General features: G+C 61.2%; 14 protein-coding genes and 3 rRNA genes. 2 read left to right on the top strand and 15 right to left on the bottom strand.

Annotation, left to right across the window (positions count from 1 at the left end):
• Nucleotides 1-139 precede the first annotated feature (139 nt).
• The 9 genes from ACYU0X_RS05985 to argH form a co-directional block, all read right to left on the bottom strand.
• Nucleotides 140-463 carry a hypothetical protein gene (locus ACYU0X_RS05985; protein ID WP_461902426.1) on the bottom strand — a complete coding sequence of 108 codons (324 nt, stop codon included), beginning with the start codon at nt 461-463 and terminating at the stop codon, nt 140-142.
• Nucleotides 464-637: 174 nt separating this feature from the next.
• A 5S ribosomal RNA gene (gene rrf / locus ACYU0X_RS05980) occupies nt 638-754 on the bottom strand.
• Nucleotides 755-893: 139 nt separating this feature from the next.
• Nucleotides 894-4,024 (bottom strand): 23S ribosomal RNA (locus tag ACYU0X_RS05975).
• Between the two features lie 540 nt (nt 4,025-4,564).
• Nucleotides 4,565-6,092 (bottom strand): 16S ribosomal RNA (locus tag ACYU0X_RS05970).
• Together the 16S, 23S and 5S rRNA genes form the textbook arrangement of a ribosomal RNA operon.
• Before the next feature lie 529 nt (nt 6,093-6,621).
• The gene (tyrS, locus tag ACYU0X_RS05965; protein ID WP_461902425.1) at nt 6,622-7,941 is read right to left on the bottom strand and encodes a tyrosine--tRNA ligase; all 1,320 of its coding nucleotides are present in this window, start codon (nt 7,939-7,941) and stop codon (nt 6,622-6,624) included.
• A gap of 85 nt (nt 7,942-8,026) precedes the next feature.
• Nucleotides 8,027-10,318 carry a HelD family protein gene (locus tag ACYU0X_RS05960; protein ID WP_461902424.1) on the bottom strand — a complete coding sequence of 764 codons (2,292 nt, stop codon included), beginning with the start codon at nt 10,316-10,318 and terminating at the stop codon, nt 8,027-8,029.
• A 101-nt stretch (nt 10,319-10,419) separates the two neighbouring features.
• The gene (locus ACYU0X_RS05955; RefSeq protein ID WP_418908858.1) at nt 10,420-10,962 is read right to left on the bottom strand and encodes an adenine phosphoribosyltransferase; all 543 of its coding nucleotides are present in this window, start codon (nt 10,960-10,962) and stop codon (nt 10,420-10,422) included.
• 43 nt (nt 10,963-11,005) lie between these two features.
• Nucleotides 11,006-11,746, bottom strand: a complete 741-nt coding sequence (locus ACYU0X_RS05950; protein WP_461902423.1) for a maleylpyruvate isomerase family mycothiol-dependent enzyme — start codon at nt 11,744-11,746, stop codon at nt 11,006-11,008.
• Between the two features lie 77 nt (nt 11,747-11,823).
• Nucleotides 11,824-13,251 carry an argininosuccinate lyase gene (argH, locus tag ACYU0X_RS05945; protein ID WP_461902422.1) on the bottom strand — a complete coding sequence of 476 codons (1,428 nt, stop codon included), beginning with the start codon at nt 13,249-13,251 and terminating at the stop codon, nt 11,824-11,826.
• Between the two features lie 201 nt (nt 13,252-13,452).
• On the opposite strand from argH, the gene ACYU0X_RS05940 reads away from it, so the two are divergent.
• Nucleotides 13,453-14,010, top strand: a complete 558-nt coding sequence (locus ACYU0X_RS05940; protein WP_461902421.1) for a macro domain-containing protein — start codon at nt 13,453-13,455, stop codon at nt 14,008-14,010.
• Nucleotides 14,011-14,076: 66 nt separating this feature from the next.
• Here ACYU0X_RS05940 and ACYU0X_RS05935 read toward each other — a convergent pair whose 3' ends face one another.
• From ACYU0X_RS05935 to argC, 6 genes are read right to left on the bottom strand one after another with little or no spacing between them, the layout of a single operon-like run.
• Nucleotides 14,077-14,580, bottom strand: a complete 504-nt coding sequence (locus ACYU0X_RS05935) for an arginine repressor (RefSeq protein ID WP_418908854.1) — start codon at nt 14,578-14,580, stop codon at nt 14,077-14,079.
• On the bottom strand, nt 14,581-15,555 hold the full coding sequence (argF, locus tag ACYU0X_RS05930; RefSeq protein ID WP_461902420.1) for an ornithine carbamoyltransferase: 975 nt from the start codon (nt 15,553-15,555) through the stop codon (nt 14,581-14,583).
• Nucleotides 15,556-16,812 carry an acetylornithine transaminase gene (locus ACYU0X_RS05925; protein WP_461902419.1) on the bottom strand — a complete coding sequence of 419 codons (1,257 nt, stop codon included), beginning with the start codon at nt 16,810-16,812 and terminating at the stop codon, nt 15,556-15,558. It lies immediately after the preceding gene.
• Nucleotides 16,809-17,732, bottom strand: coding sequence for an acetylglutamate kinase (gene argB / locus ACYU0X_RS05920; protein WP_461902418.1), 924 nt, complete (start codon nt 17,730-17,732; stop codon nt 16,809-16,811). The genes ACYU0X_RS05925 and argB overlap by 4 nt, the downstream gene beginning before the upstream one ends.
• A 28-nt stretch (nt 17,733-17,760) precedes the next feature.
• Entirely contained in the window at nt 17,761-18,951 is a 1,191-nt protein-coding gene (gene argJ / locus ACYU0X_RS05915; protein WP_461902417.1) for a bifunctional glutamate N-acetyltransferase/amino-acid acetyltransferase ArgJ, read from the bottom strand.
• Entirely contained in the window at nt 18,948-19,979 is a 1,032-nt protein-coding gene (gene argC / locus ACYU0X_RS05910; RefSeq protein WP_461902416.1) for an N-acetyl-gamma-glutamyl-phosphate reductase, read from the bottom strand. Before argC ends, argJ begins: the two co-directional genes overlap by 4 nt.
• Nucleotides 19,980-20,153: 174 nt before the next feature.
• Here argC and ACYU0X_RS05905 point away from each other — a divergent pair, with 174 nt between their 5' ends.
• A complete protein-coding gene (locus ACYU0X_RS05905; RefSeq protein WP_461902415.1) occupies nt 20,154-21,122 on the top strand; it encodes a quinone oxidoreductase family protein in 969 nt (322 codons plus the stop codon).
• The last annotated feature ends 604 nt before the right edge of the window (nt 21,123-21,726 follow it).

The following is a 21,726-nucleotide window of genomic DNA, read 5'->3' as shown; positions in this document are numbered from 1 at the left end:
ATTGCGCCAAGCACTCATTCCAGTCTACGGGGGCCAGCCCGGTTGAAAAACAGATCTGGCTAAAGTGTGTGCAGACACTCAGAACCTTAGACTCTCAACGCCGAGATGAAAGACTCTTCGAGCCAGTGCAAGTGCATCATCATAACTCGTCAATACCCTTGGCCAGAAGGGCGCTTACTATTTCCGCTACTGAAGGTGCCCCCTTTAGACCAGAGTCTGATTGATACAGACGGCAGGTCAGGCCTTCAACGGACGTATCCATGTCGAACAGATCGATTCCGTTAAGAAGAATGGTGGGAGACGCCACTCGCGGCGTTGAGTGTACCGACGCTTTTCCTGTTTGCACTTCTTCAATAACAGCTACGTCATCAGAGCGGTTCAGCTGCGCCAGCGCGGCACGTACGTTCGCAATCGCCAGTTGGTAGTTCGGGCAATCGGGGGTGTACAGCACGTGAATCTTCATACGTTCAGTATGCCGAATAAACAACCCACGGTTCCGCGAGCCAACATACCCGCAAGCGATCACGCTCTAAAAACAACTGGCAATAGACCTAGCAGCACGTTATTTCTGTTGGTTAAACGGGTGAGGCCCTAACACACACTGTGTGTTAGGGCCTCAAACCACATCATAAGTTTAGTCCGGCGGCGTCCTACTCTCCCACACCCTCACGAGTGCAGTACCATCGGCGCAGTGGGCCTTAGCTTCCGGGTTCGGTATGGGACCGGGCGTTTCCCCCACGCTATGACCGCCGTAACAGTCTCGAAGCAAAAATGTGTTACCGATACAACCTGCCCCACACACGCACACGCGTGTGTTTGAGGGGGTTGTTGTCTCGTAACCGTATAGTGAACGCGAACAAAACCTTGTCTTTTTCAAAGGATCGTTATGTTGTGTGTTGTAAGTCATCGGCCTATTAGTACAGGTCAGCTACACAAGTCTTTAGTCCTTGCTTCCACATCCTGCCTATCAACCCAGTGGTCTAGCTGGGGGCCTCACACACTCAAGGTGCATGGAAATCTCATCTCGAAGCAGGCTTCCCGCTTAGATGCTTTCAGCGGTTATCCCTTCCAAACGTAGCTAATCAGCGGTGCACTTGGCAGTACAACTGACACACCAGAGGTTTGTCCGTCCCGGTCCTCTCGTACTAAGGACAGCCCTTCTCAAATTTCCAACGCGCGCAGCGGATAGGGACCGAACTGTCTCACGACGTTCTAAACCCAGCTCGCGTACCGCTTTAATGGGCGAACAGCCCAACCCTTGGGACCTACTCCAGCCCCAGGATGCGACGAGCCGACATCGAGGTGCCAAACCATGCCGTCGATATGGACTCTTGGGCAAGATCAGCCTGTTATCCCCGAGGTACCTTTTATCCGTTGAGCGACGGCCCTTCCACGAGGTGCCGCCGGATCACTAGTCCCGACTTTCGTCCCTGCTCGAGCTGTCACTCTCACAGTCAAGCTCCCTTGTGCACTTACACTCAACACCTGATTGCCAACCAGGCTGAGGGAACCTTTGGGCGCCTCCGTTACATTTTGGGAGGCAACCGCCCCAGTTAAACTACCCATCAGGCACTGTCCCTGAACCAGATCATGGTCCGAAGTTAGGTGACCGATACAGCCAGAGTGGTATTTCAACGATGACTCCACCCAAACTAGCGTCTGAGCTTCACAGTCTCCCACCTATCCTACACAAGCTGCACCGAACACCAATACCAAACTATAGTAAAGGTCTCGGGGTCTTTCCGTCCTGCTGCGCGTAACGAGCATCTTTACTCGTACTGCAATTTCGCCGAGTTCATGGTTGAGACAGCGGGGAAGTCGTTACTCCATTCGTGCAGGTCGGAACTTACCCGACAAGGAATTTCGCTACCTTAGGATGGTTATAGTTACCACCGCCGTTTACTGGGGCTTAAATTCTCCGCTTCGCGCCAAAGCACTAACGAGTCCTCTTAACCTTCCAGCACCGGGCAGGAGTCAGTCCGTATACATCGTCTTGCGACTTCGCACGGACCTGTGTTTTTAGTAAACAGTCGCTTCCCCCTGGTCTCTGCGGCCCACACCCGCTCAAGAGAGTAAATCTCCGTCACGAGGCAGGCCCCCCTTCTTCCGAAGTTACGGGGGCATTTTGCCGAGTTCCTTAACCATGATTCTCTCGATCGCCTTAGTATTCTCTACCTGATCACCTGTGTCGGTTTAGGGTACGGGCGGACTTGAACCTCGCGCCGATGCTTTTCTAGGCAGCATAGGATCACCGAATCACCCCACCAAAGGGGCGCCTATCAGGTCTCAGAATCAATGAGCGGCGGATTTGCCTACCACTCTTCCTACACCCTTGGACCAGGTCAATTCCATTGCCTGGCTCGGCTACCTTCCTGCGTCACACCTGTTAATACGCTGACCTCACAACATCGGTTCCCAGCCCATCCACCACACCAGCACCTCGAAAGGCACTGAGCACGGTCTCAGAGGTGGTTAGCATCCGTCGCTACGGTATGGGCGGTTCTTCGCCGGTACGGGAATATCAACCCGTTGTCCATCGACTACGCCTGTCGGCCTCGCCTTAGGTCCCGACTAACCCAGGGCAGATTAGCTTGACCCTGGAACCCTTGATCATTCGGCGGACGGGTTTCTCACCCGTCATTCGCTACTCATGCCTGCATTCTCACTCGTATAGCGTCCACCGCTGGTTTACACCGCGACTTCACCCGCTATACGACGCTCCCCTACCCATCCAAACGCTCGATCGAAACCAAGCAAATATTTGAATGACGCAACTTCGGCGGTGTGCTTGAGCCCCGCTACATTATCGGCGCGGAATCACTTGACCAGTGAGCTATTACGCACTCTTTCAAGGGTGGCTGCTTCTAAGCCAACCTCCTGGTTGTCACAGCAACTCCACATCCTTTCCCACTTAGCACACGCTTAGGGGCCTTAGTTGGCGTTCTGGGCTGTTTCCCTCTCGACTATGAAGCTTATCCCCCACAGTCTCACTGCTACGCTCTCACTTACCGGCATTCGGAGTTTGGCTAAGGTCAGTAACCTTGTAGGGCCCATCGCCTATCCAGTAGCTCTACCTCCGGCAAGAAACACGTAACGCTGCACCTAAATGCATTTCGGGGAGAACCAGCTATCACGAAGTTTGATTGGCCTTTCACCCCTACCCACAGCTCATCCCCTCCATTTTCAACTGAAGTGGGTTCGGTCCTCCACACGCTCTTACACGCGCTTCAACCTGGCCATGGGTAGATCACTTCGCTTCGGGTCTAGACCGTGCCACTCAAACGCCCTATTCAGACTCGCTTTCGCTACGGCTACCCCACACGGGTTAACCTCGCGACACAGCACTAACTCGCAGGCTCATTCTTCAAAAGGCACGCCATCACAAAACAAGTTTGCTCTAACGGATTGTAAGCACACGGTTTCAGGTACTATTTCACTCCCCTCCCGGGGTACTTTTCACCATTCCCTCACGGTACTGATTCACTATCGGTCATCAGGTAGTATTCAGGCTTACCAGGTGGTCCTGGCAGATTCACACAAGGTTTCACGGGCCCCGTGCTACTCGGGCATCCACACAAGAACGGCAGCACGCATTACACCTACGGGACTATCACCCTCTATGGTCCGGCATTCCAACCGATTCACCTATACGCCTGCACCTCATCCCACCAGCGTAGATAGAACTGGTAACGTGCGGACCCCACAACACCGATGATGCAACGCCTATCCGCTATCACACACCAACCGGTTTAGCCCCATCCGCGTTCGCTCGCCACTACTAACGGAATCACTATTGTTTTCTCTTCCTGCGGGTACTGAGATGTTTCACTTCCCCGCGTTCCCTCCACACAGCCTATACATTCAGCTGCAGGTCACACCACATAACATGGTGCGGGGTTTCCCCATTCGGAAATCCTGGCCTCAACGTCCGGTTATCGACTCCACCAGGCTTATCGCAGATTCCCACGTCCTTCATCGGCTCCTGATGCCAAGGCATCCACCGTGCGCCCTTAAAAACTTCAACACAAATCAAAGTCCTCAAAAATGAGCAACAAAAACAATCAACAAAATCACAAAACAACCCACCAACAACACCATCAGGACAACAGTGCCATCAGCAACCCACCCACACAAAGGGGGCAGGAAAAAGGGTCATCTTATAAGATGCTCGCGTTCACTATACAGTTCCCAAACAACAACCCCACACCCACCGACCACACACCCACCAAGGGGTACGCGTCCAACAGACACAGGAAACACCGAAACACCAAACCCAAAGGCTTGTTGCTTCAAAACCCAACAGCATGCCAAACCACACCAGCACCACCGGCCAACACCACGATTCCAACCACACCACCACCACACCCCACCACAGTGGAGCGAAGCAACGGCACGGCGTACTACGCACGCATCAACCAACAGCACCAAGCACAGCCAACACCCCACACCACCCCACCAACGGGGCGCCACAGGATGCCGCGATTCATTGATATTCCACCCATGAGCAACCCGCCTGCCAACACTCGTGACAGAAACAGGCAACCATAATGGTTTAGCTCCTTAGAAAGGAGGTGATCCAGCCGCACCTTCCGGTACGGCTACCTTGTTACGACTTAGTCCCAATCGCCAGTCCCACCTTCGACGACTCCCCCCACACAAGGTGGTTAGGCCATCGGCTTCGGGTGTTACCAACTTTCGTGACTTGACGGGCGGTGTGTACAAGGCCCGGGAACGTATTCACCGCAGCGTTGCTGATCTGCGATTACTAGCGACTCCGACTTCATGGGGTCGAGTTGCAGACCCCAATCCGAACTGAGACCGGCTTTTAGGGATTAGCTCCACCTCACAGTATCGCAACCCATTGTACCGGCCATTGTAGCATGCGTGAAGCCCAAGACATAAGGGGCATGATGATTTGACGTCATCCCCACCTTCCTCCGAGTTGACCCCGGCAGTCTCCCATGAGTCCCCACCATTACGTGCTGGCAACATGGAACGAGGGTTGCGCTCGTTGCGGGACTTAACCCAACATCTCACGACACGAGCTGACGACAACCATGCACCACCTGTGAACCAGCCCCGAAGGGAAACCCCATCTCTGAGGCGGTCTGGCACATGTCAAGCCTTGGTAAGGTTCTTCGCGTTGCATCGAATTAATCCGCATGCTCCGCCGCTTGTGCGGGCCCCCGTCAATTCCTTTGAGTTTTAGCCTTGCGGCCGTACTCCCCAGGCGGGGCACTTAATGCGTTAGCTACGGCGCGGAAAACGTGGAATGTCCCCCACACCTAGTGCCCAACGTTTACGGCATGGACTACCAGGGTATCTAATCCTGTTCGCTCCCCATGCTTTCGCTCCTCAGCGTCAGTAAATGCCCAGAGACCTGCCTTCGCCATCGGTGTTCCTCCTGATATCTGCGCATTTCACCGCTACACCAGGAATTCCAGTCTCCCCTACATCACTCTAGTCTGCCCGTACCCACCGCAGATCCAAGGTTGAGCCTTGGACTTTCACGGCAGACGCGACAAACCGCCTACGAGCTCTTTACGCCCAATAAATCCGGATAACGCTTGCGCCCTACGTATTACCGCGGCTGCTGGCACGTAGTTAGCCGGCGCTTCTTCTGCAGGTACCGTCACTTTCGCTTCTTCCCTACTGAAAGAGGTTTACAACCCGAAGGCCGTCATCCCTCACGCGGCGTCGCTGCATCAGGCTTTCGCCCATTGTGCAATATTCCCCACTGCTGCCTCCCGTAGGAGTCTGGGCCGTGTCTCAGTCCCAGTGTGGCCGGTCACCCTCTCAGGCCGGCTACCCGTCGTCGCCTTGGTGAGCCATTACCTCACCAACAAGCTGATAGGCCGCGAGTCCATCCCTCACCGATAAATCTTTCAACCACCCACCATGCGGTGAACAGTCATATCCGGTATTAGACCCAGTTTCCCGGGCTTATCCCAGAGTCAGGGGCAGGTTACTCACGTGTTACTCACCCGTTCGCCACTAATCCCCAAGTGCAAGCACCTGGTTCATCGTTCGACTTGCATGTGTTAAGCACGCCGCCAGCGTTCATCCTGAGCCAGGATCAAACTCTCCATAAAAAAATAAAAAGCCGCTAGAACCCTTCGGAAAATAAAGGCGAACCAGCGTACATCCTGGCGAATAAAAAACACTCGGAACAACACACGGGGGTGCATCATTCCAAGCAAAATGTTATGTATTCACCAAATAAATAAACATTCGGTATCAACAAACTTGGCACACTATTGAGTTCTCAAACAACAAACACTCTCGACACCACACCCACCCACTATCACGGGCGACTGCTTCGCTTCGGAGCAACTTTCCTAGCCTACCACCGCCACCCTCCGGATGCAAATCCGAACCGGTGAGCAGTTCCTGACTGGAAGCTCATCAACCGGTGAACACCTCGTGAAATCCGTGGTGGCCGTTCCGGCGACAGAGAAAAACTATACACGGATTCCAGAGCAACGCAAAACCGGTCAACTCCCGCCTTTGAGCTCGATAAATCCGAGCTGACTAGGCGTTTATCCGATGAGACGTAAAAACCCGCTAGATTTTGTGTGCTGCTTCACAAAATCTAGCGGGTTTTGTTGCTACTCGGGCGCTCTAGCCGGCCAGTTCAACGACGGCCATGTTCTTCTTACCGCGCCGAACCAGTGCATACCGACCGTGCAAGAAATCATCGGCCGACAGTTCACTGTCAATGCCCTCAACCTTCTGGTTGTTGACGTAGGCGCCGCCTTCGGACACGGTTCGCCGTGCCTCAGACTGCGACTTGCTCAAACCCGAGGTCGTGAGCACCGAAAGAATATTCAGGCTTTCGGCTTCTACGGTGGCTCGTGGCAATTCAGCAATTACCGACTGCAAGGTTTCCAGATCAATACTCTGCAATTCGCCATTGCCAAAAACAGCTGCCGAAGCATCAATAACCTTCTGCGTTGCTTCCTCTCCATGTACCAGCGAAGTAACGGCCCACGCCAATTCGCGCTGCGCCTTGCGCTGGTGCGGACGCTCGGCAACCTCAACGGCCAAGGCCTCGATCTCTTCGCGCGTCATGAAGGTAAAGACCTTCAGGCGATCGATCACATCGGCGTCGGCGGTGTTCAGCCAGAACTGGTAGAAGGTGTACGGGCTGCACATCTCCGCGTCCAGCCAGATCGCGTTGCCCTCGGACTTACCAAACTTGGTGCCATCCGAGTTGGTAATCAGCGGAGTACCGTAGGCATGCACGTGCTTGGCGTCCACCTTGCGAATCAGCTCGGTGCCGCTGGTGAGGTTACCCCACTGATCCGAACCACCAGTCTGCAAGGTGCAGTCGTAGAGTCGGTTTAGCTGCAAGTAGTCGTAGCCCTGCAACACCTGGTAGCTGAACTCGGTGTAGCTAATTCCCTCTTCGGAGTTCAGGCGCGCGGCGACGATCTCTTTCTTGATCATCGTGCCAACACGGAAGTACTTTCCAATATCGCGCAGGAAGTCCAGGGCGCTCACGTTTGCGGTCCAGTCGAGGTTATTGACCAGACGTACGGCGTTATCCCCCTCGGCCGACAGGAAGCGCGAGACCTGATCCTGAAGCTTCGCCACCCATTCGGCGACGGTCTCCTTGGTATTCAGGGTACGCTCAGCAGTCTGCCGCGGGTCGCCGATCAGACCGGTCGAACCACCGACGAGGGCCAATGGCTTGTGACCGGCCAGCTGCAGTCGGCGCATATTCAAAAGCTGTACGAGGTTGCCCAGATGCAACGACGGCGCAGTGGGGTCAAAGCCGCAATAGTAAGTGATCGAATCCTCGGCAAGGGTTTTCTCCAGCGCGGTTTCATCGGTGGAAACGTGGACCAGTCCACGCCACTTCAATTCCTGCCAGATATTCTCGAACGACGGATCATTACTTTGTCCCGCAAGAACGGGATTCTGCTTCAGCTCAGACACTCTTCAAGAGTAGCAAAATCCCACCGCCGCCAACGCCACCACTAGGCAGCATGACGACGGTGGGATAACAAGCGGCGGCGGGATGCTAACTACGCACCGGCTGCAGCCCGGCAGGCAATGGTTGCGAGTGCAGCACGTGCAACCGGGTGGTGGCTCGAGTCATCGCCACATACAGGTCACCGACGGTCCCATCCACCTCGGCTACCAGTTCGGCCGGTTCGACCACCAGCACGCCGTCGAATTCCAAGCCCTTGGATTCACGGGCCGAAATCACCACGAGATCCTGGGTGAGCCCACCGGAGCCAGTGCCTACGCGCGAGCCATACTCCTGGGCGATCCGTTGACGGAACTCGACCAATCGATGCGCCGGGACAATAACCGCCTGCAACCCGCCCGCCGTGTGCTCAAGTTCGCCGGGCAGGGCACCTAGGACCGCGTTGGCAAGGGTCTTGGTCGGCGCGATCTCATCTTCGCTGTCCACGCTGGTGAACACCGGGCTGAAGTCGCCTTCACGCACGGAACTGGTTTTGGTGATTTGCAGGCCAGCGGCACGCGCCATCGACTCCGCGGCCCGCGCGATCTGCGCCGGTGTGCGGTAGTTGACCGTGAGCTCTTCGAGGTGGAACCGGTCCTGAAGGAATGGCTCCAGGGCCTGCGCCCACGATTGCGCACCAGAGGCGGCCGAGGTCTGCGCAATATCCCCCACAATGGTCAGCGATTTCATGGGGCAACGACGCATCAGCAGATGCCACTGCATCGGCGAGAGCTCCTGCGCTTCGTCCACCACAATATGGCCGTAGGCCCACGTCCGGTCCGAGAGCGCCCGGTCGGCGGCCGAAAGGTGAGCCGCCGTCTCCTGATTAATCCCGGCGAGCATCTCGGCATCGACGATTCCATCAATACCGGCATTGGCCAGCATCGTGTCCATATTCTGCAGTGCCGCCTTGGCGTTCTCGACGTCGCGACCGTACTGCTCTTCGTCCGGCAGACTGCTGGGATCGATGTAGTCGCCCAACAGCTCGGCGGCCTCGTCGAGCAAGGGCACGTCGGCTTCGGTAAAGGGTTCACCGACCGGGCGGAACAGCGCGTCGCGTTCGGCTTCGGTCAAATGCGGTGCGGCGGCGGCCAACAGATGCGGTTGCGCCCACAGTTCGGAGACCAGTCGCTGCGGGCTTAGCGGCATCCAGCAGAGGTTCAGCGCCACCCGCACGTCGGCGGACTCGCGCACCTCCTGTGGCAGGTAGGAACGGTCGGCGGTGTTGCCGTTGCCCGAGGACTCCTCGAGTTTCGTTTGCAGCTGCTCGACCAGCTCCCCCACCAGGGTTTTCACGAAGATCTCACGGGCCTGGTTATGTGGCTTGCGGCTATGCCGTGCCCGCTCGCGGGCGTGCCGCACCATCCGCGGGGTGAGGGTCAACAGCGTGCCTTCGACGTTGAGCAGTCGATCTGCGTGCAGTAGACGCTGTCGGTTGCGCACCGCGGCGGCGATCACCTTACGCATCTCGAGGCGGCCCTTGATGCGGGCGACGCTCCGGTCGGTTTCCGGGATCGCCTGAACGCCGGGGAACAGATCCGCGAGCGAGGACATTACCACGCCGGTTTCACCCAGCGAGGGCAGCACACGTTCGATGTAGCGCATAAACGAATGCGAGGGGCCGACGATGAGCACGCCGGCATTGCGCAGACGCTCGCGGTATTCGTAGAGCAGATAGGCCGCACGGTGCAGCGCCACGGCGGTTTTGCCGGTACCCGGCCCGCCTTGAACGACTACCGCTCCGGCGAGCTCACGGCGGATGATGGCATCCTGTTCGGCCTGAATCGTGCCGACAATATCTCCCATGCGCCCGGTGCGCTTCTCGCGCAGCGCCGAGAGCAGGGCACCCTCGCCGTGGAAGGTGTGACCCTCATCCAGCCAGGTGGCGTCCAGAACGTCATCTTCGATCCCGGCCACGGCGCGCGATTTCAGGATGAGGTGACGGCGCCGGCGTACCCCGCGCGGGTTGAGCGCGGTGGCCTGATAAAACGGGGCTGCTTCGGCGGCGCGCCAGTCGACCAGCAACCGGTTCAGCTCCTCATCGGTCAGGCCGATACGACCGATATACCGTGGGGTGCCACCGTTCTGCGCGGCCTTTGCGTCGAGGTCCAAGCGGCCGAAAACCAAACGATCTTCCACGGCGTCGAGCTGGGCAATGCGATCCTCGTAGAGCGTGGCAAAGGAGTCACGCTCTGATTGGTTCTGGAAGCTACCAACGGCGCCGGTGGCGCGTGTGCGTTCGAGCTGTTCAACTTTCTCGGCACGCAGCTCATCTAACCGCGCGTATAACTTGCCGACATATTCCGATTCGGACCGCAAATCCTTCTCGATCGACCCCGCCATCTAGGCTCCCTCCCGCACTGACCTGCCGTTAATTCCGGACAGATCATCCTACGCCCTCTGCGGTACCGGTGGGTAATCGCCCCTAGCGAACGACGTACTCACTAGACCTTTTGCAAGGACACCAACTTAGTTTCCGGCAGTTGCGCCCGTCCGTTGAGCTCTTCCAGCTCGAGGACCACGCCAATGCCGGCCACCTGCGCGCCGGCCAGTTCCAGCAGACGCAGCGCCGAGCCAACCGTGCCACCGGTGGCCAAGACATCATCGAGCACCAGCACCCGGGTGCCCGGTTTGAACTCATCGCGATGGATCTCCAGAGACCCGGAGCCATATTCCAGGCTGTAGTCGTCGCGGAAGGTTTCGCGCGGCAACTTACCGGCCTTTCGGATGGTGAGCATTCCGGTACCTGATGCGTAGGCCGCGGCGGCTGCCAAGACAAAGCCCCGAGCTTCGAGCCCGGCCACCAGGTCAAAGGTGCCGGCGAAGGGGGCGATCAGTTCGTCGACGATCCGCCGTAGCCCGGTTGGGTCCGCAAAAACCGGCGTCAGGTCCTTAAAGGAGATGCCCGGCGACGGGTAGTCCGGCACAACTGCACAGAGACGATCTAACAGGTCGATGATGCTTTCATTCTCAGCCACGAGGCTCAAGTCTACCGTTTACTACGGCCGTAACCTACGCGTGGACCTGCTCCTAGCGATCCATCAGTACCGTGGACGGCCACGGGTCGAGGTTCGGGAAGTCCGCAGAGTCTGCCGCGGCGGTGGCCTGCACCACCCCGGTGCTGGGGCGACCGGCCAGCCATGCGGCCAAATCGTAGTCGGTGCCGGTCAGCACCCACGAGCGATCGCCGCCACCGAGTACCATGGGCTGCTTTCCGTGAGGCTGCAGGACAATCCGATCACCGGGGGCAACGCGAGCCTTCAGGGCCCGCAACAGGTGATCGGTGAAGGCTTGCGGCCAGCTAGCGGCCGGGCGTACCGACGCATCGAGATCAGTGGCGTGAATCAGCATTTCGCGCCATACCGCATACACCATGTCGGCCACGGTGGCTCCTGGCCGGTAGCCCACGGGCTGCTCCCACCGTTCCTCGAGGCCGGGCAGGCTCTCCCGGAGTGCGCCAAGGGACTCAATGGTCAGCTCGGCAAGTTTTTCGGGACGCATCAGCGCCGTCATGTTGATCGCCTCAACGCGGCCGGCCATGCCGCCGTCGTACATTTCCGGCGGGTTCTCGCTACCGGCGTGCTCAAATTGGCGCACCGCGGCCCGTGCCAGGGAGTGCAGGTGGGCCACCAGTTGGGCGGTGCTCCATCCGGGCAGCGAGCTGGGATGCGGATAGCGGGCAAGGTCGGTGGCGCGCAGTTGCGAAACAAGCTCGTCGATCGAGGTTTCGACCAAGGCCAGTAGCTCACTTGGCGGCAGTAGACGTGTCATGCCACATACTCTAATACCGCGGATGGGCCATTGCCGCACCGCGCCACGGGTTGCCGTGGCGCGGTGCGCGCACGGGTTTAGCTAAGCCACTGACGTGCGGCGTTCAGCTGCTCTTCGAAGGCCTCGATCTGCGCGGCCACGGCGCTTGGGGCCGTACCGCCCTGGCCGTTGCGGGCGTTGAGCGAACCCTCGGTGGAGAGCACCTCGCGCACCCCGGGGGTCAGGTGCTCGGAGATCCCGGCGTAGTCCTCGTCGCTCAGATCCCACAGTTCGACGCCACGGGACTCGGCAAGCTTCACGGCCGCACCCGACAGCTCGTGCGCCTCGCGGAACGGCACCCCCTGACGGACCAGCCATTCGGCGATGTCGGTGGCCAAGGCGAACCCCTGTGGGGCCAGCTCGGCCATCCGCTCGGTGTTGAAGCTCAGCGTGGCGATCATGCCGGCCACGGCCGGAAGCAGCAGTTCCAGGGTGTCGGCCGCGTCGAAGACCGGCTCCTTATCCTCTTGCAGGTCGCGGTTGTAGGCCAGCGGCAGCGCCTTGAGTGTGGCCAGCAGGCCGGTCAGGTCGCCGATGAGGCGGCCGGCCTTACCGCGAGCCAGTTCGGCGATATCCGGGTTCTTCTTCTGCGGCATGATCGAGGAACCGGTGGAGTAGGCGTCGTGCAGGGTCACGAAGGAGAACTCCTTGGTGGCCCAGAGGATCACTTCCTCGCTGATGCGCGAGAGGTCTACACCGGTCATGGCGGCCACCCAGCCGAACTCGGCGAACACATCGCGGGCCGCGGTGCCATCGATGGAGTTGTGTACGGCCGATTCGAAGCCTAGTTCGGCGGCGACGAAGTTAGGGTCCAGGCCCAGCGTCTGCCCGGCGAGCGCCCCGGAGCCGTAGGGCGAGATGGCCGCGCGCTTATCCCAGTCCATGAAGCGCTGCACGTTGCGGACCAGCGGCCAGGCGTAGGCCAGAAGCAGGTGCGAGAGCAGGATCGGCTGCGCATGCTGCAGGTGGGTGCGGCCGGGCATCGGCGCATAGGGGTGGGCTTTGGCCTGGGCGAGCAGGGCCTCGGCTACGTCGAGCACACCGGCGCAGATGATCCGCGCGTGATCGCGCAGGAACATGCGTCCCATGGTGGCGATCTGGTCGTTGCGGGAGCGCCCGGCGCGAAGCTTGCCGCCGAGTTGCGCTCCGGCGCGTTCAAGCAGTCCCCGCTCGAGGGAGCCGTGCACGTCCTCGTCGGACTCGGCGGCGACGTACACCTGGTTTGCCACGTCGGCATCGAGCTGGTCGAGGGCCGCGAGCATGCCGTCGAGTTCGTCGTCGCTCAGCAGCGAGGCGCGGTGCAGCACCTTGGCGTGCGCCCGCGAACCGGCGATATCGTAGCTGGCCAGTCGCCAGTCGAAATGCGTTGATTTGCTCAGTGCCGCCATGGCATCGGCCGGTCCGCCGGAGAAGCGACCGCCCCACAGCGAACCCTGGTTGGTCGATCCCTGCTCTACTGAGGACATGGCTTCATCCTTTCGAACCCGCGTGTGCGTGGCTTGATATTTGATCGGTAGTCGTCGCGCTTTTGCGTTGCCTCCACTGTAACAGAGGAATATTCATTGTTACTCATAAATATACAATGATGAAGCTCTTCCCCCACGTCGCACGTAGTCGTAAGGTAAAGGGCAACAGTAGAAAGCGGATGCTTCATTGGAGGTTCACCCATGGAAATCCAGTTGTACCGTGGCGATATCACCACGCTGCACGTCGACGCAATTGTCAACGCAGCCAACCCCTCACTGCTTGGTGGCGGTGGTGTAGATGGTGCCATTCACGCCGCAGCGGGACCCGAGCTCCTGGCCGCCTGTCGCGAACTACGAGCCGGGAACTATCCCGACGGAATCTCCTCCGGCATTGCCGTGGCCACCAAGGCCGGGAATCTGCATGCGAAGTGGGTTGTGCACACCGCGGCACCCAACCTGAGCCTGCCCGGCGCGAAGCCGAACCCGAAGATTCTGGCCGACTGCTTCAACAACTCGCTCTATGTGGCCGCGCGCCATGACGCACATTCCATCGCCTTCCCCGCCATCGGCGCGGGCGCCTTCGGATGGGATCCGCAGCAGGTGGCCGAAATCGCCACGGAAGCCATTGGGGGCTGGGTGCAGACAAACCTGCACATTTCGCCGATTCACAAAATCATCATGGTTTCGCACACCGATCAGGTGCAGCAGGCCTTTGAGCAGGCTTTCGGGCTCCCCTCAACGCAGGAGGTTGCCGCCTAGGAGGCGATAGATGACAGCGGCGGGCCGATGCTCATGCATCGGCCCGCCGTACTGTTCAGACTCTGGTTAGCTGCTTTCGGCCAACCGCAGGAAACGGGAGGCCACCTCGGCGCCGCCGGCCGGATCGCGAGTGATCACCATGACGGTGTCGTCACCGGCGATACAGCCGAGCACCGAGGGCAACTGGGAATGGTCGATGGACAACGCCAGCAGGTTGGCCGCCCCGGGCGGGGTCCGCAACACCACAATGTTGGCCGAGGCTTCGGCGGTGACCAGATGATCCTGGCAGATCTTCGCCAGTCGCGCGTCGAGCACCTCTTGGGTCAGCACGGTTTGCGGGCTGCGGTCCCCACCCTCGGAGCGAATCGCGTAGATCAGTTGCCCGGTGGTGTCGCGGACCCGCACCGCCCCGATCTCCACCAGATCCCGGGAGAGCGTGGCCTGGGTGACCTCGAGCCCATCGTCCTTGAGGAGTGCGAGCAATTCCGCCTGGGATCGCACCGAATGCGCGGCAAGGAAGCTACGGATTCGTGCTTGACGGGCGGTTTTGGTGCTGGGCTGGCCGACCATTTAGTCCCCGCTTTCTCGGGGAGCACCGGCCGGGCCGGCGCTCAACCCCGAGGCCGCCATCAGCCAGGCCATCAGGGCCTTCTGCGCGTGCACACGGTTTTCCGCCTCGTCGAACACGACCGACTGTGGCCCATCGATCACCTCGGCGGTGATCTCATAGTCGCGGTAGGCCGGCAGGCAATGCAACACGATGGCATCGGACTTGGCCGCCGCCATGGCCTGCGCGTTGACCTGGTAGTCGGTGAACAGCTTGAGCCGCTCGGCCTTTTCCTCCTCCTGTCCCATCGACACCCAGGTGTCGGTGGCCACCACGTCGGCGTCGGCCAGCGCCTCGGCGGGGTTGGAGGTGATGGTGATTTTCGCGCCGGTCTCATTGGCGCGCAGCTGGGCGGCGGCAATGATGCGTTGCTCGGGGTGGTAGCCCTCGGGTCCGGCGATGGCCACGTGCATTCCTGCGTTGACCGCGGCCAGCAGGTAGGAGTTGGCCATATTGTTCGCCGCATCGCCCAGATAGGCCAGCTTCAGCCCCTTTAGCTCGCCCTTGTGTTCACGGATGGTGAGCAGGTCGGCCAGTAGTTGGCAGGGATGGTAGTCATCGGAGAGCGCATTGATCACCGGCACCTTTGAATGCTGTGCCATTTCTTCCAAGCCCGACTGGGCGTAGGTGCGCCACACGATGGTGGAGACCATGCGCTCGAGCACGCGGGCCGAGTCGGCGATGGACTCCTTGTGTCCGAGCTGGGATTCCGCGGAGTTCACGATCAGCGGGCTGCCGCCCAGTTCGGCGATGCCGGCGTGGAAGGACACCCGGGTGCGGGTTGAGGTCTTATCGAAGAACACCGCAACCGTTTGCGGCCCCGCGTAGGGACGATAGCCGAAGCGGTCGGCCTTCATGGCCAGGGCCAGGTCTAGCACCTCGCGCTGTTCGCCGGGGCTCAGGTCGAGGTCGGTCAAAAAGTGACGGGTGGTGGCCATTTAATGCTCCTTGCGGTGTGCCATCGCCTGGCCGATGAGGCCGGGCAGGGCGTCGATAAATGTACTCAGTTGCTCGCGGGTGATGATCAACGGAGGGGCCAAACGCAGTGTGCGTGGGCCGGTGGTATTGATGATGAAGCCGGCCTCGAGCGCGGCCTTGACCACCTCGGGGGCGTAGTCGCCGGCCAGGTCGAAGCCGATGAGCAGACCGCGGCCGCGCACCTCGGTGACCCCCGATAGTTCGGCCAACTGCTCGCGCAGCCAGCTACCGGTACTCGCGGCGTGCTCGAGTAGGTTCTCCTTTTCCAGCACGTGCAAGGTGGCCAAGCCGGCGGCGGTGGCCACCGGGTTCCCGCCGAAGGTGGTGCCGTGATCCCCCGGCTTCAACAGGTCCGAGATCTCGTGGCCCAGGGTGATCAACGCGCCAATGGGGAACCCGGCGCCCAGCCCCTTGGCCAAGGTGATGGCATCGGGTAGCACCGGGGCGCTAGCCAGGTAGCTTCCGGTCCGCCCCATACCGGTTTGCACCTCGTCGAAAATCAGTAGCGCTCCGGCTTCGTGGGTGATGGCGCGGGCCGCACGCAGGTACTCCGTGCTCAGCTCATGCACCCCGGCCTCGCCCTGAATTGGTTCGATAAATACCGCCTGGGTGTGCTCATCGACGGCTTCGCGTAGGGCCTCGATATCACCGGCCGGCACCCACTGCACCTCACCGGGCAGCGGTTCGAAGGGCTCGCGGTAGGCCTTCTTCCAGGTCAGCGACAGGGCGCCGAGGGAACGGCCGTGGAAGGCGTTCTCTAGGGCGATCACCTTGGTGCGCGGGCTCTCGGCACTACCGCTGTTGCGCCGGGCGAGCTTCAGCGCCGCCTCATTGGCCTCGGTGCCGGAGTTGGTGAAGAACACCTTCGAACCGCCCGGGGCGCTAGCGATCTTCAGCAGCGACTCGGCCAGGGCGATCTGCCCGGGCGAGGTGAAGAAGTTCGACACATGCCCCAAGGTGGCAAGCTGCGAGGAGATCACGCTGGTATGCAGCGGGTGGCCATGGCCCAGGGTGTTGACCGCGATCCCGCCGAGCAGATCCAGGTACTGTTTGCCATCCGCGTCCCACACGTGGGCGCCGGAACCGCGCACGAGCACCCGCTGCGGGGTACCGAACACTCCCAGCAGGCTACCGGTGTAGCGTTCGGTCAGCGCGGTGGATGGCAGTGCCCCGAGCGCGGCGAGCGCATCGGAAGGCTGTGGTGCTGGCTGGTTCATTGGTTCTCCCCCTCGGGCCGCACCTGGGTGCCCACACCGGCGGTGGTGAACACCTCGAGCAGCATCGAATGTGGTTGGCGTCCGTCGACGATGTGGGCGCGCGGCACCCCGGCATCCACGGCCTTGAGGCAGGCGCCCATCTTCGGGATCATGCCCGATTCCAGCGACGGTAACAGCGCGCGCAGTTCTTCGTTGCTCAGCGAGGTGATCAGCGAGGACTTATCCGGCCACGCGGCGTAGAGACCCTCGACGTCGGTGAGGATGACGAGTTTGGAGGCGCCCAGGGCCACGGCCAGTTCGGCCGCGGCGGTGTCGGCGTTGACGTTCAGCACCGCGCCGGTGGGTTCGCCGCGTTCGTCGAACTCCGGGGCGACGGTGGAGATCACCGGGATCATTCCGGCCGCCACGAGCGAATCGACCTGATCGGTGCGTACCCGCGTGACCTCACCGACCAGCCCCAGATCCACCGGCAATCCATCGACGATGGTTCCGGTGCGGACCGCCTGCAACGTGGCCCCGTCCTCCCCGGAGAGGCCCACCGCGTAGGGACCGTGCGAGTTGATCAGCCCGATCAGGTCGCGCTGCACCTGACCGGTGAGCACCATGCGCACCACATCCATGGCCTCGGGGGTGGTTACCCGCAGGCCGCCGCGGAACTCGGATTCGATGCCCAGGGTCTTCAGCATCTTATTGATCTGCGGTCCCCCGCCGTGCACGACGACCGGCTTGATTCCGGCGTGGCGCAGGAAGACGATGTCTTCGGCGAAGGCGCGACGCAGATCATCGTTCACCATGGCATTGCCGCCGTACTTGATCACCATGGTGGTTCCGGTGAAGCGTTGGATCCAGGGCAGCGCCTCGATCAGTGCCTCGGCCTTGCGCTGGGCCAGTGCGGTATCGGTGGGGTTTCTCTCGCTCATCGTCTCTGCCTGTTCTGCTCTGGCCGACCTAACTGGAGTAGGCGGAATTTTCATGCACGTAATCGTGGGTCAGGTCGTTGGTGAGGATGCTTGCCTCGGCCGACCCGGCGTTCAGGTCGATGTCGATGGCGACCTCGCGGCCACTGAACTGGACCAGCGAGCGGTCCTCGCCGACCCCGCCGTTGCGGCAGACCTGCACCCCGTTGATGGACACGTTCAGCTGCTCGGGTTCGAATGCTGCGGCGGTGGTGCCCACCTCGGAAAGCACCCGGCCCCAGTTCGGGTCGCGGCCGAAGATGGCGGTTTTCACCAGGTTGGAGCGGGAGACCGCACGGGAGACCTCAAGTGCGTCGGCCTCGCTGGCCGCGTTGAAGGTGCGCACCGTGATGGTGTGTTGCGCGCCCTCGGCGTCGTCGATCAGCCCCTTGGCCAGCTCTTGGCACAGCCCGGTCAGTTCCGCGGTGAACTCCTGAAGATCCGGGCGCACGCCGCTGGCCCCGGAGGCCAGCAGCACCACGGTGTCGTTGGTGGACATGCATCCATCGGAGTCGGCGCGGTCAAAGCTCAGCGCGGTGGCGGCGCGTAGGGCACCATCCAGTTCCGCGGCGTCGAGTTCCGCGTCGGTGGTGAGCACCACGAGCATGGTGGCTAGCGCCGGGGCCAGCATGCCCGCCCCCTTGGCGATCCCGCCGATGGCGTAGCCGGATCCGTGACGTGCCCCGTGCTTCGGGACGGTGTCGGTGGTCATGATGCCGGTGGCGGCAGACAAACCCGCCTCGGGGGTTGCGGCCAGCGCCTCCACGGCGGCGCTCACCCCAGGCAGTAGCTTGTCCATGGGGAGCTGCTCGCCGATCAGGCCGGTGGAGCAGACCAGCACGTCGCCGGCCGAAACGCCCAGCGCTTCGGCGGCATGTTCGGCGGTGCGGTGGGTGTTGGCGAAACCTTCCGGGCCAGTGCACGCGTTGGCACCACCGGAGTTGAGCACCACCGCATCGGCGCGCCCATCGGCGATCACCTGACGCGACCAGTGCACCGGGGCGGCGGCCACGCGGTTCGAGGTGAACACCGCGGCGGCGGCGAACTGTGGACCCTGGTTACGCACCACCACCACATCGTTGGCACCGGTGGACTTCAGTCCCGCGGCAACGCCAGCGGCACTGAAGCCGGCCGGAGTGGTGATGCCTTCGGTGGCGGGGGAATTCTCGGTCGGCTGGCTCACGGGGCCACTCCTTGCTGGCTCAGGCCCAGGGTTTCGGGCAACCCGAGGGCGATATTCATCGATTGCACGGCGGCACCGGCGGTGCCCTTGGTCAGGTTGTCCAGTGCCGCGCTGACGATCACGCGTCCGGCGTGTTCATCCAGCGCCAACTGCAACTGCACATGGTTGCTGCCCAGCACCGCGCCGGTCGTGGGCCACTGGCCCTCGGGAAGCAAATGAATGAAGGGTTCCTCGGCGTAGGCGGCGGCCCACGCCTCGCGTAGCTGCGCGGCGCTGACCCCGGGGCGCACCCGGGCGGTCGCGGTGGTGAGGATGCCGCGCGGCATGGGGGCCAGCGTCGGGGTGAAGGAGACGGTCACTGCCTCGCCGGCGGCCTTGGAGAAGCCCTGTTCCATTTCGGGGATGTGCCGGTGCACGCCGCCTACGCCGTAGGGGCTCATCGAACCCATCACCTCGGCGCCAAGCAAGTGAGCCTTGGCCGCCTTACCGGCGCCGGAGGTGCCGGAGGCCGAGACGATCACAACATCTTCGGGGGCCAGCTGGCCCGCGGCAAAGCCGGGCACCAACGCGAGCTGGGCTCCGGTGGGATAGCAGCCGGGAACCGCCACACGGGTGGTGCCGCGCAGCGCCTGGCGTCCGCCGGGCAATTCGGGCAGGCCATAGGGCCAGTGCCCGGCGTGCGCGCTGCCGTAGAACTTTTCCCACGCGGCCGCGGACTCTAGCCGGTGATCGGCGCCCGCGTCGATAATCAGGGTTTCGGCGGGCAGTTCGGCGGCCAGCTGAGCGCTGGCTCCGTGCGGCAACGCCAGGAAGACGACATCGTGCCCGGCCAGATTCTCCGCCGTGGTTTCGACCAGTTCGCGGTCGGCCAGTGAATGCAGGTGCGGGGCCACGGCCCCGAGTCGCTGCCCGGCCTGCGAATGCGCGGTGATGGTGCCGATGCTGACCTCTGGGTGGTTGGCCAACAGGCGCAACACCTCTGAACCGGCGTATCCACTGGCGCCGGAGACTGCTACTGAAATCGTCATGACCTCACTCTACCGCTGCATATTCATGAAACCTAATAAATATTCACTATGACACGGCGGTGCCTTGCGCACCACGGATGCGGGCCCCCGAAGAGTAACGTTGTAGCGGTGACGGGCCACCGGCTTCCAGTCGGAAGCCTGCCCGGCAGCCTCGAGATGGATTCAGGAGTGAGCATGCAGCAAAACGCCATTGTCGTCAGCGTCCCCGGCGGAGCAGAGGTGCTGAAGGTAACCCGCACGCAGGCGCCGACCCCGGGGCCCGGCGAGATTCTCGTCAAGGTCGCGGCTATCGGGGTTAATTTCATCGAAACCTACCAGCGCTCCGGCGTCTACCCGGTGGACTACCCCTTCACCCCAGGATCAGAAATCTCCGGCACCGTCGCCGCCCTCGGCGAAGGCGTGCAGGGACTCAGCATCGGCGAGGCCGTGGCCACCTCGCGAGCTGTGGCCGGTTATGCCGAATATGCAGTGGTCAAGGCCGAACATGTTGGCAAGGTCCCGCAAGGCATGGACTTGCAGTTGGCCGCCGCTCTACCGCTGCAGGGAATGACCGCACACTACCTGGTGCACTCGAGTTACTTGGTGCGTCAGGACGACGTGATACTGAGCTATGCCGGGGCCGGTGGCGTGGGACTGCTTCTTACCCAGATGCTCAAACTCAAGGGCGCCACGGTAATCACCACCGCCTCCACGCAAGAGAAGAAGGACCTGGCCAAGGCCGCCGGAGCCGACTACGTGGTGGATTACGATCAGGTCGCCGACACCGTCGCCGAAGTCACCGACGGGCGCGGGGTACATGCCGTGTATGACGGCATTGGCAAGGACACCTTCGAAACCTCCCTAGCGGCACTGCGCACCCGCGGCACCCTGGTGCTCTTCGGCGGAGCTAGCGGTCAGGTCCCGCCCTTCGACCTGCAACGCCTAAACACCGGCGGCTCGCTGAAGGTCACCCGCCCCTCGCTGAACCATTTCATTGAGGACCCGCACGAGCACGCGTGGCGTTTCGGCGATGTTTTCGGCTGGGCGGCCAGCGGCACCCTCGACGTGCGCATCGGGGCCAGCTTTGATCTGGCCGAGGCCGGCACCGCACATACAGCCCTGGAATCCCGGGCCACCACCGGCAAGGTACTACTACTCCCCTAATACTTGCTGACGGTCTACCCGCTGGCCGTCGCGGGACGCCACCCTAGCTGACTGCTGGCCGGATCAATCCAACGAGGTTATCCGGCCACGCAGTCCGATGTGTGCCGATCGGGCGGAGAATGCCCGGTCGGCGAGCTGTCGGACACTTATTTAGCGGACTCGATCACGCGGGCACTGAAGTACCGTGGGGACCCTCGCCGCATCCTGCGACGCTCCCCTGAGTTACCGTCAATGCGCAGTGCTCTTGTGTAGTCTCTTACTCATATTTTGTAAATTTGAGGCAGAGATGAGTCATGGAATCAAGGCTTTCACAACTGGTCGGGACGAAGGCCGTGTATACGGCGTTGGCGTGCGCCCTACCATTGTTCCTCGTCGCATGCACGGCCACCCCAGACGATCCCTCAGTTAACAGTTCGACCAGCAACGGAACACCGGGAAGCTCTGATGGCTATTCCGAGGTCCGAGCAGTATACGAAGCCTTTGACCCCGCCCGACTCACCGAATTCACCGAGAAACGCAATGAAGAATCTTATGCCGCGAATTTGGTCTTCGTTGCCCAAGGTTTGCTCGGGCCTGATAGGGCATTGAGCATCCCGAAGATTAA

The sequence above is a fragment of the Glutamicibacter sp. X7 genome (assembly GCF_054889245.1).
This window is presented reverse-complemented; position numbering and strand designations above follow the sequence as displayed.

What these genes read in the sequence shown, in the direction of transcription:
- ACYU0X_RS05985 (WP_461902426.1), bottom strand. Translation starts at nt 463, where the DNA reads ATGAAGATTCACGTGCTGTACACCCCCGATTGCCCGAACTACCAACTG.
- ACYU0X_RS05960 (WP_461902424.1), bottom strand. Translation starts at nt 10,318, where the DNA reads ATGGCGGGGTCGATCGAGAAGGATTTGCGGTCCGAATCGGAATATGTC.
- ACYU0X_RS05950 (WP_461902423.1), bottom strand. Translation starts at nt 11,746, where the DNA reads ATGACACGTCTACTGCCGCCAAGTGAGCTACTGGCCTTGGTCGAAACC.
- argH (WP_461902422.1), bottom strand. Translation starts at nt 13,251, where the DNA reads ATGTCCTCAGTAGAGCAGGGATCGACCAACCAGGGTTCGCTGTGGGGC.
- ACYU0X_RS05940 (WP_461902421.1), top strand. Translation starts at nt 13,453, where the DNA reads ATGGAAATCCAGTTGTACCGTGGCGATATCACCACGCTGCACGTCGAC.
- ACYU0X_RS05935 (WP_418908854.1), bottom strand. Translation starts at nt 14,580, where the DNA reads ATGGTCGGCCAGCCCAGCACCAAAACCGCCCGTCAAGCACGAATCCGT.
- argF (WP_461902420.1), bottom strand. Translation starts at nt 15,555, where the DNA reads ATGGCCACCACCCGTCACTTTTTGACCGACCTCGACCTGAGCCCCGGC.
- ACYU0X_RS05925 (WP_461902419.1), bottom strand. Translation starts at nt 16,812, where the DNA reads ATGAACCAGCCAGCACCACAGCCTTCCGATGCGCTCGCCGCGCTCGGG.
- argB (WP_461902418.1), bottom strand. Translation starts at nt 17,732, where the DNA reads ATGAGCGAGAGAAACCCCACCGATACCGCACTGGCCCAGCGCAAGGCC.
- argC (WP_461902416.1), bottom strand. Translation starts at nt 19,979, where the DNA reads ATGACGATTTCAGTAGCAGTCTCCGGCGCCAGTGGATACGCCGGTTCA.
- ACYU0X_RS05905 (WP_461902415.1), top strand. Translation starts at nt 20,154, where the DNA reads ATGCAGCAAAACGCCATTGTCGTCAGCGTCCCCGGCGGAGCAGAGGTG.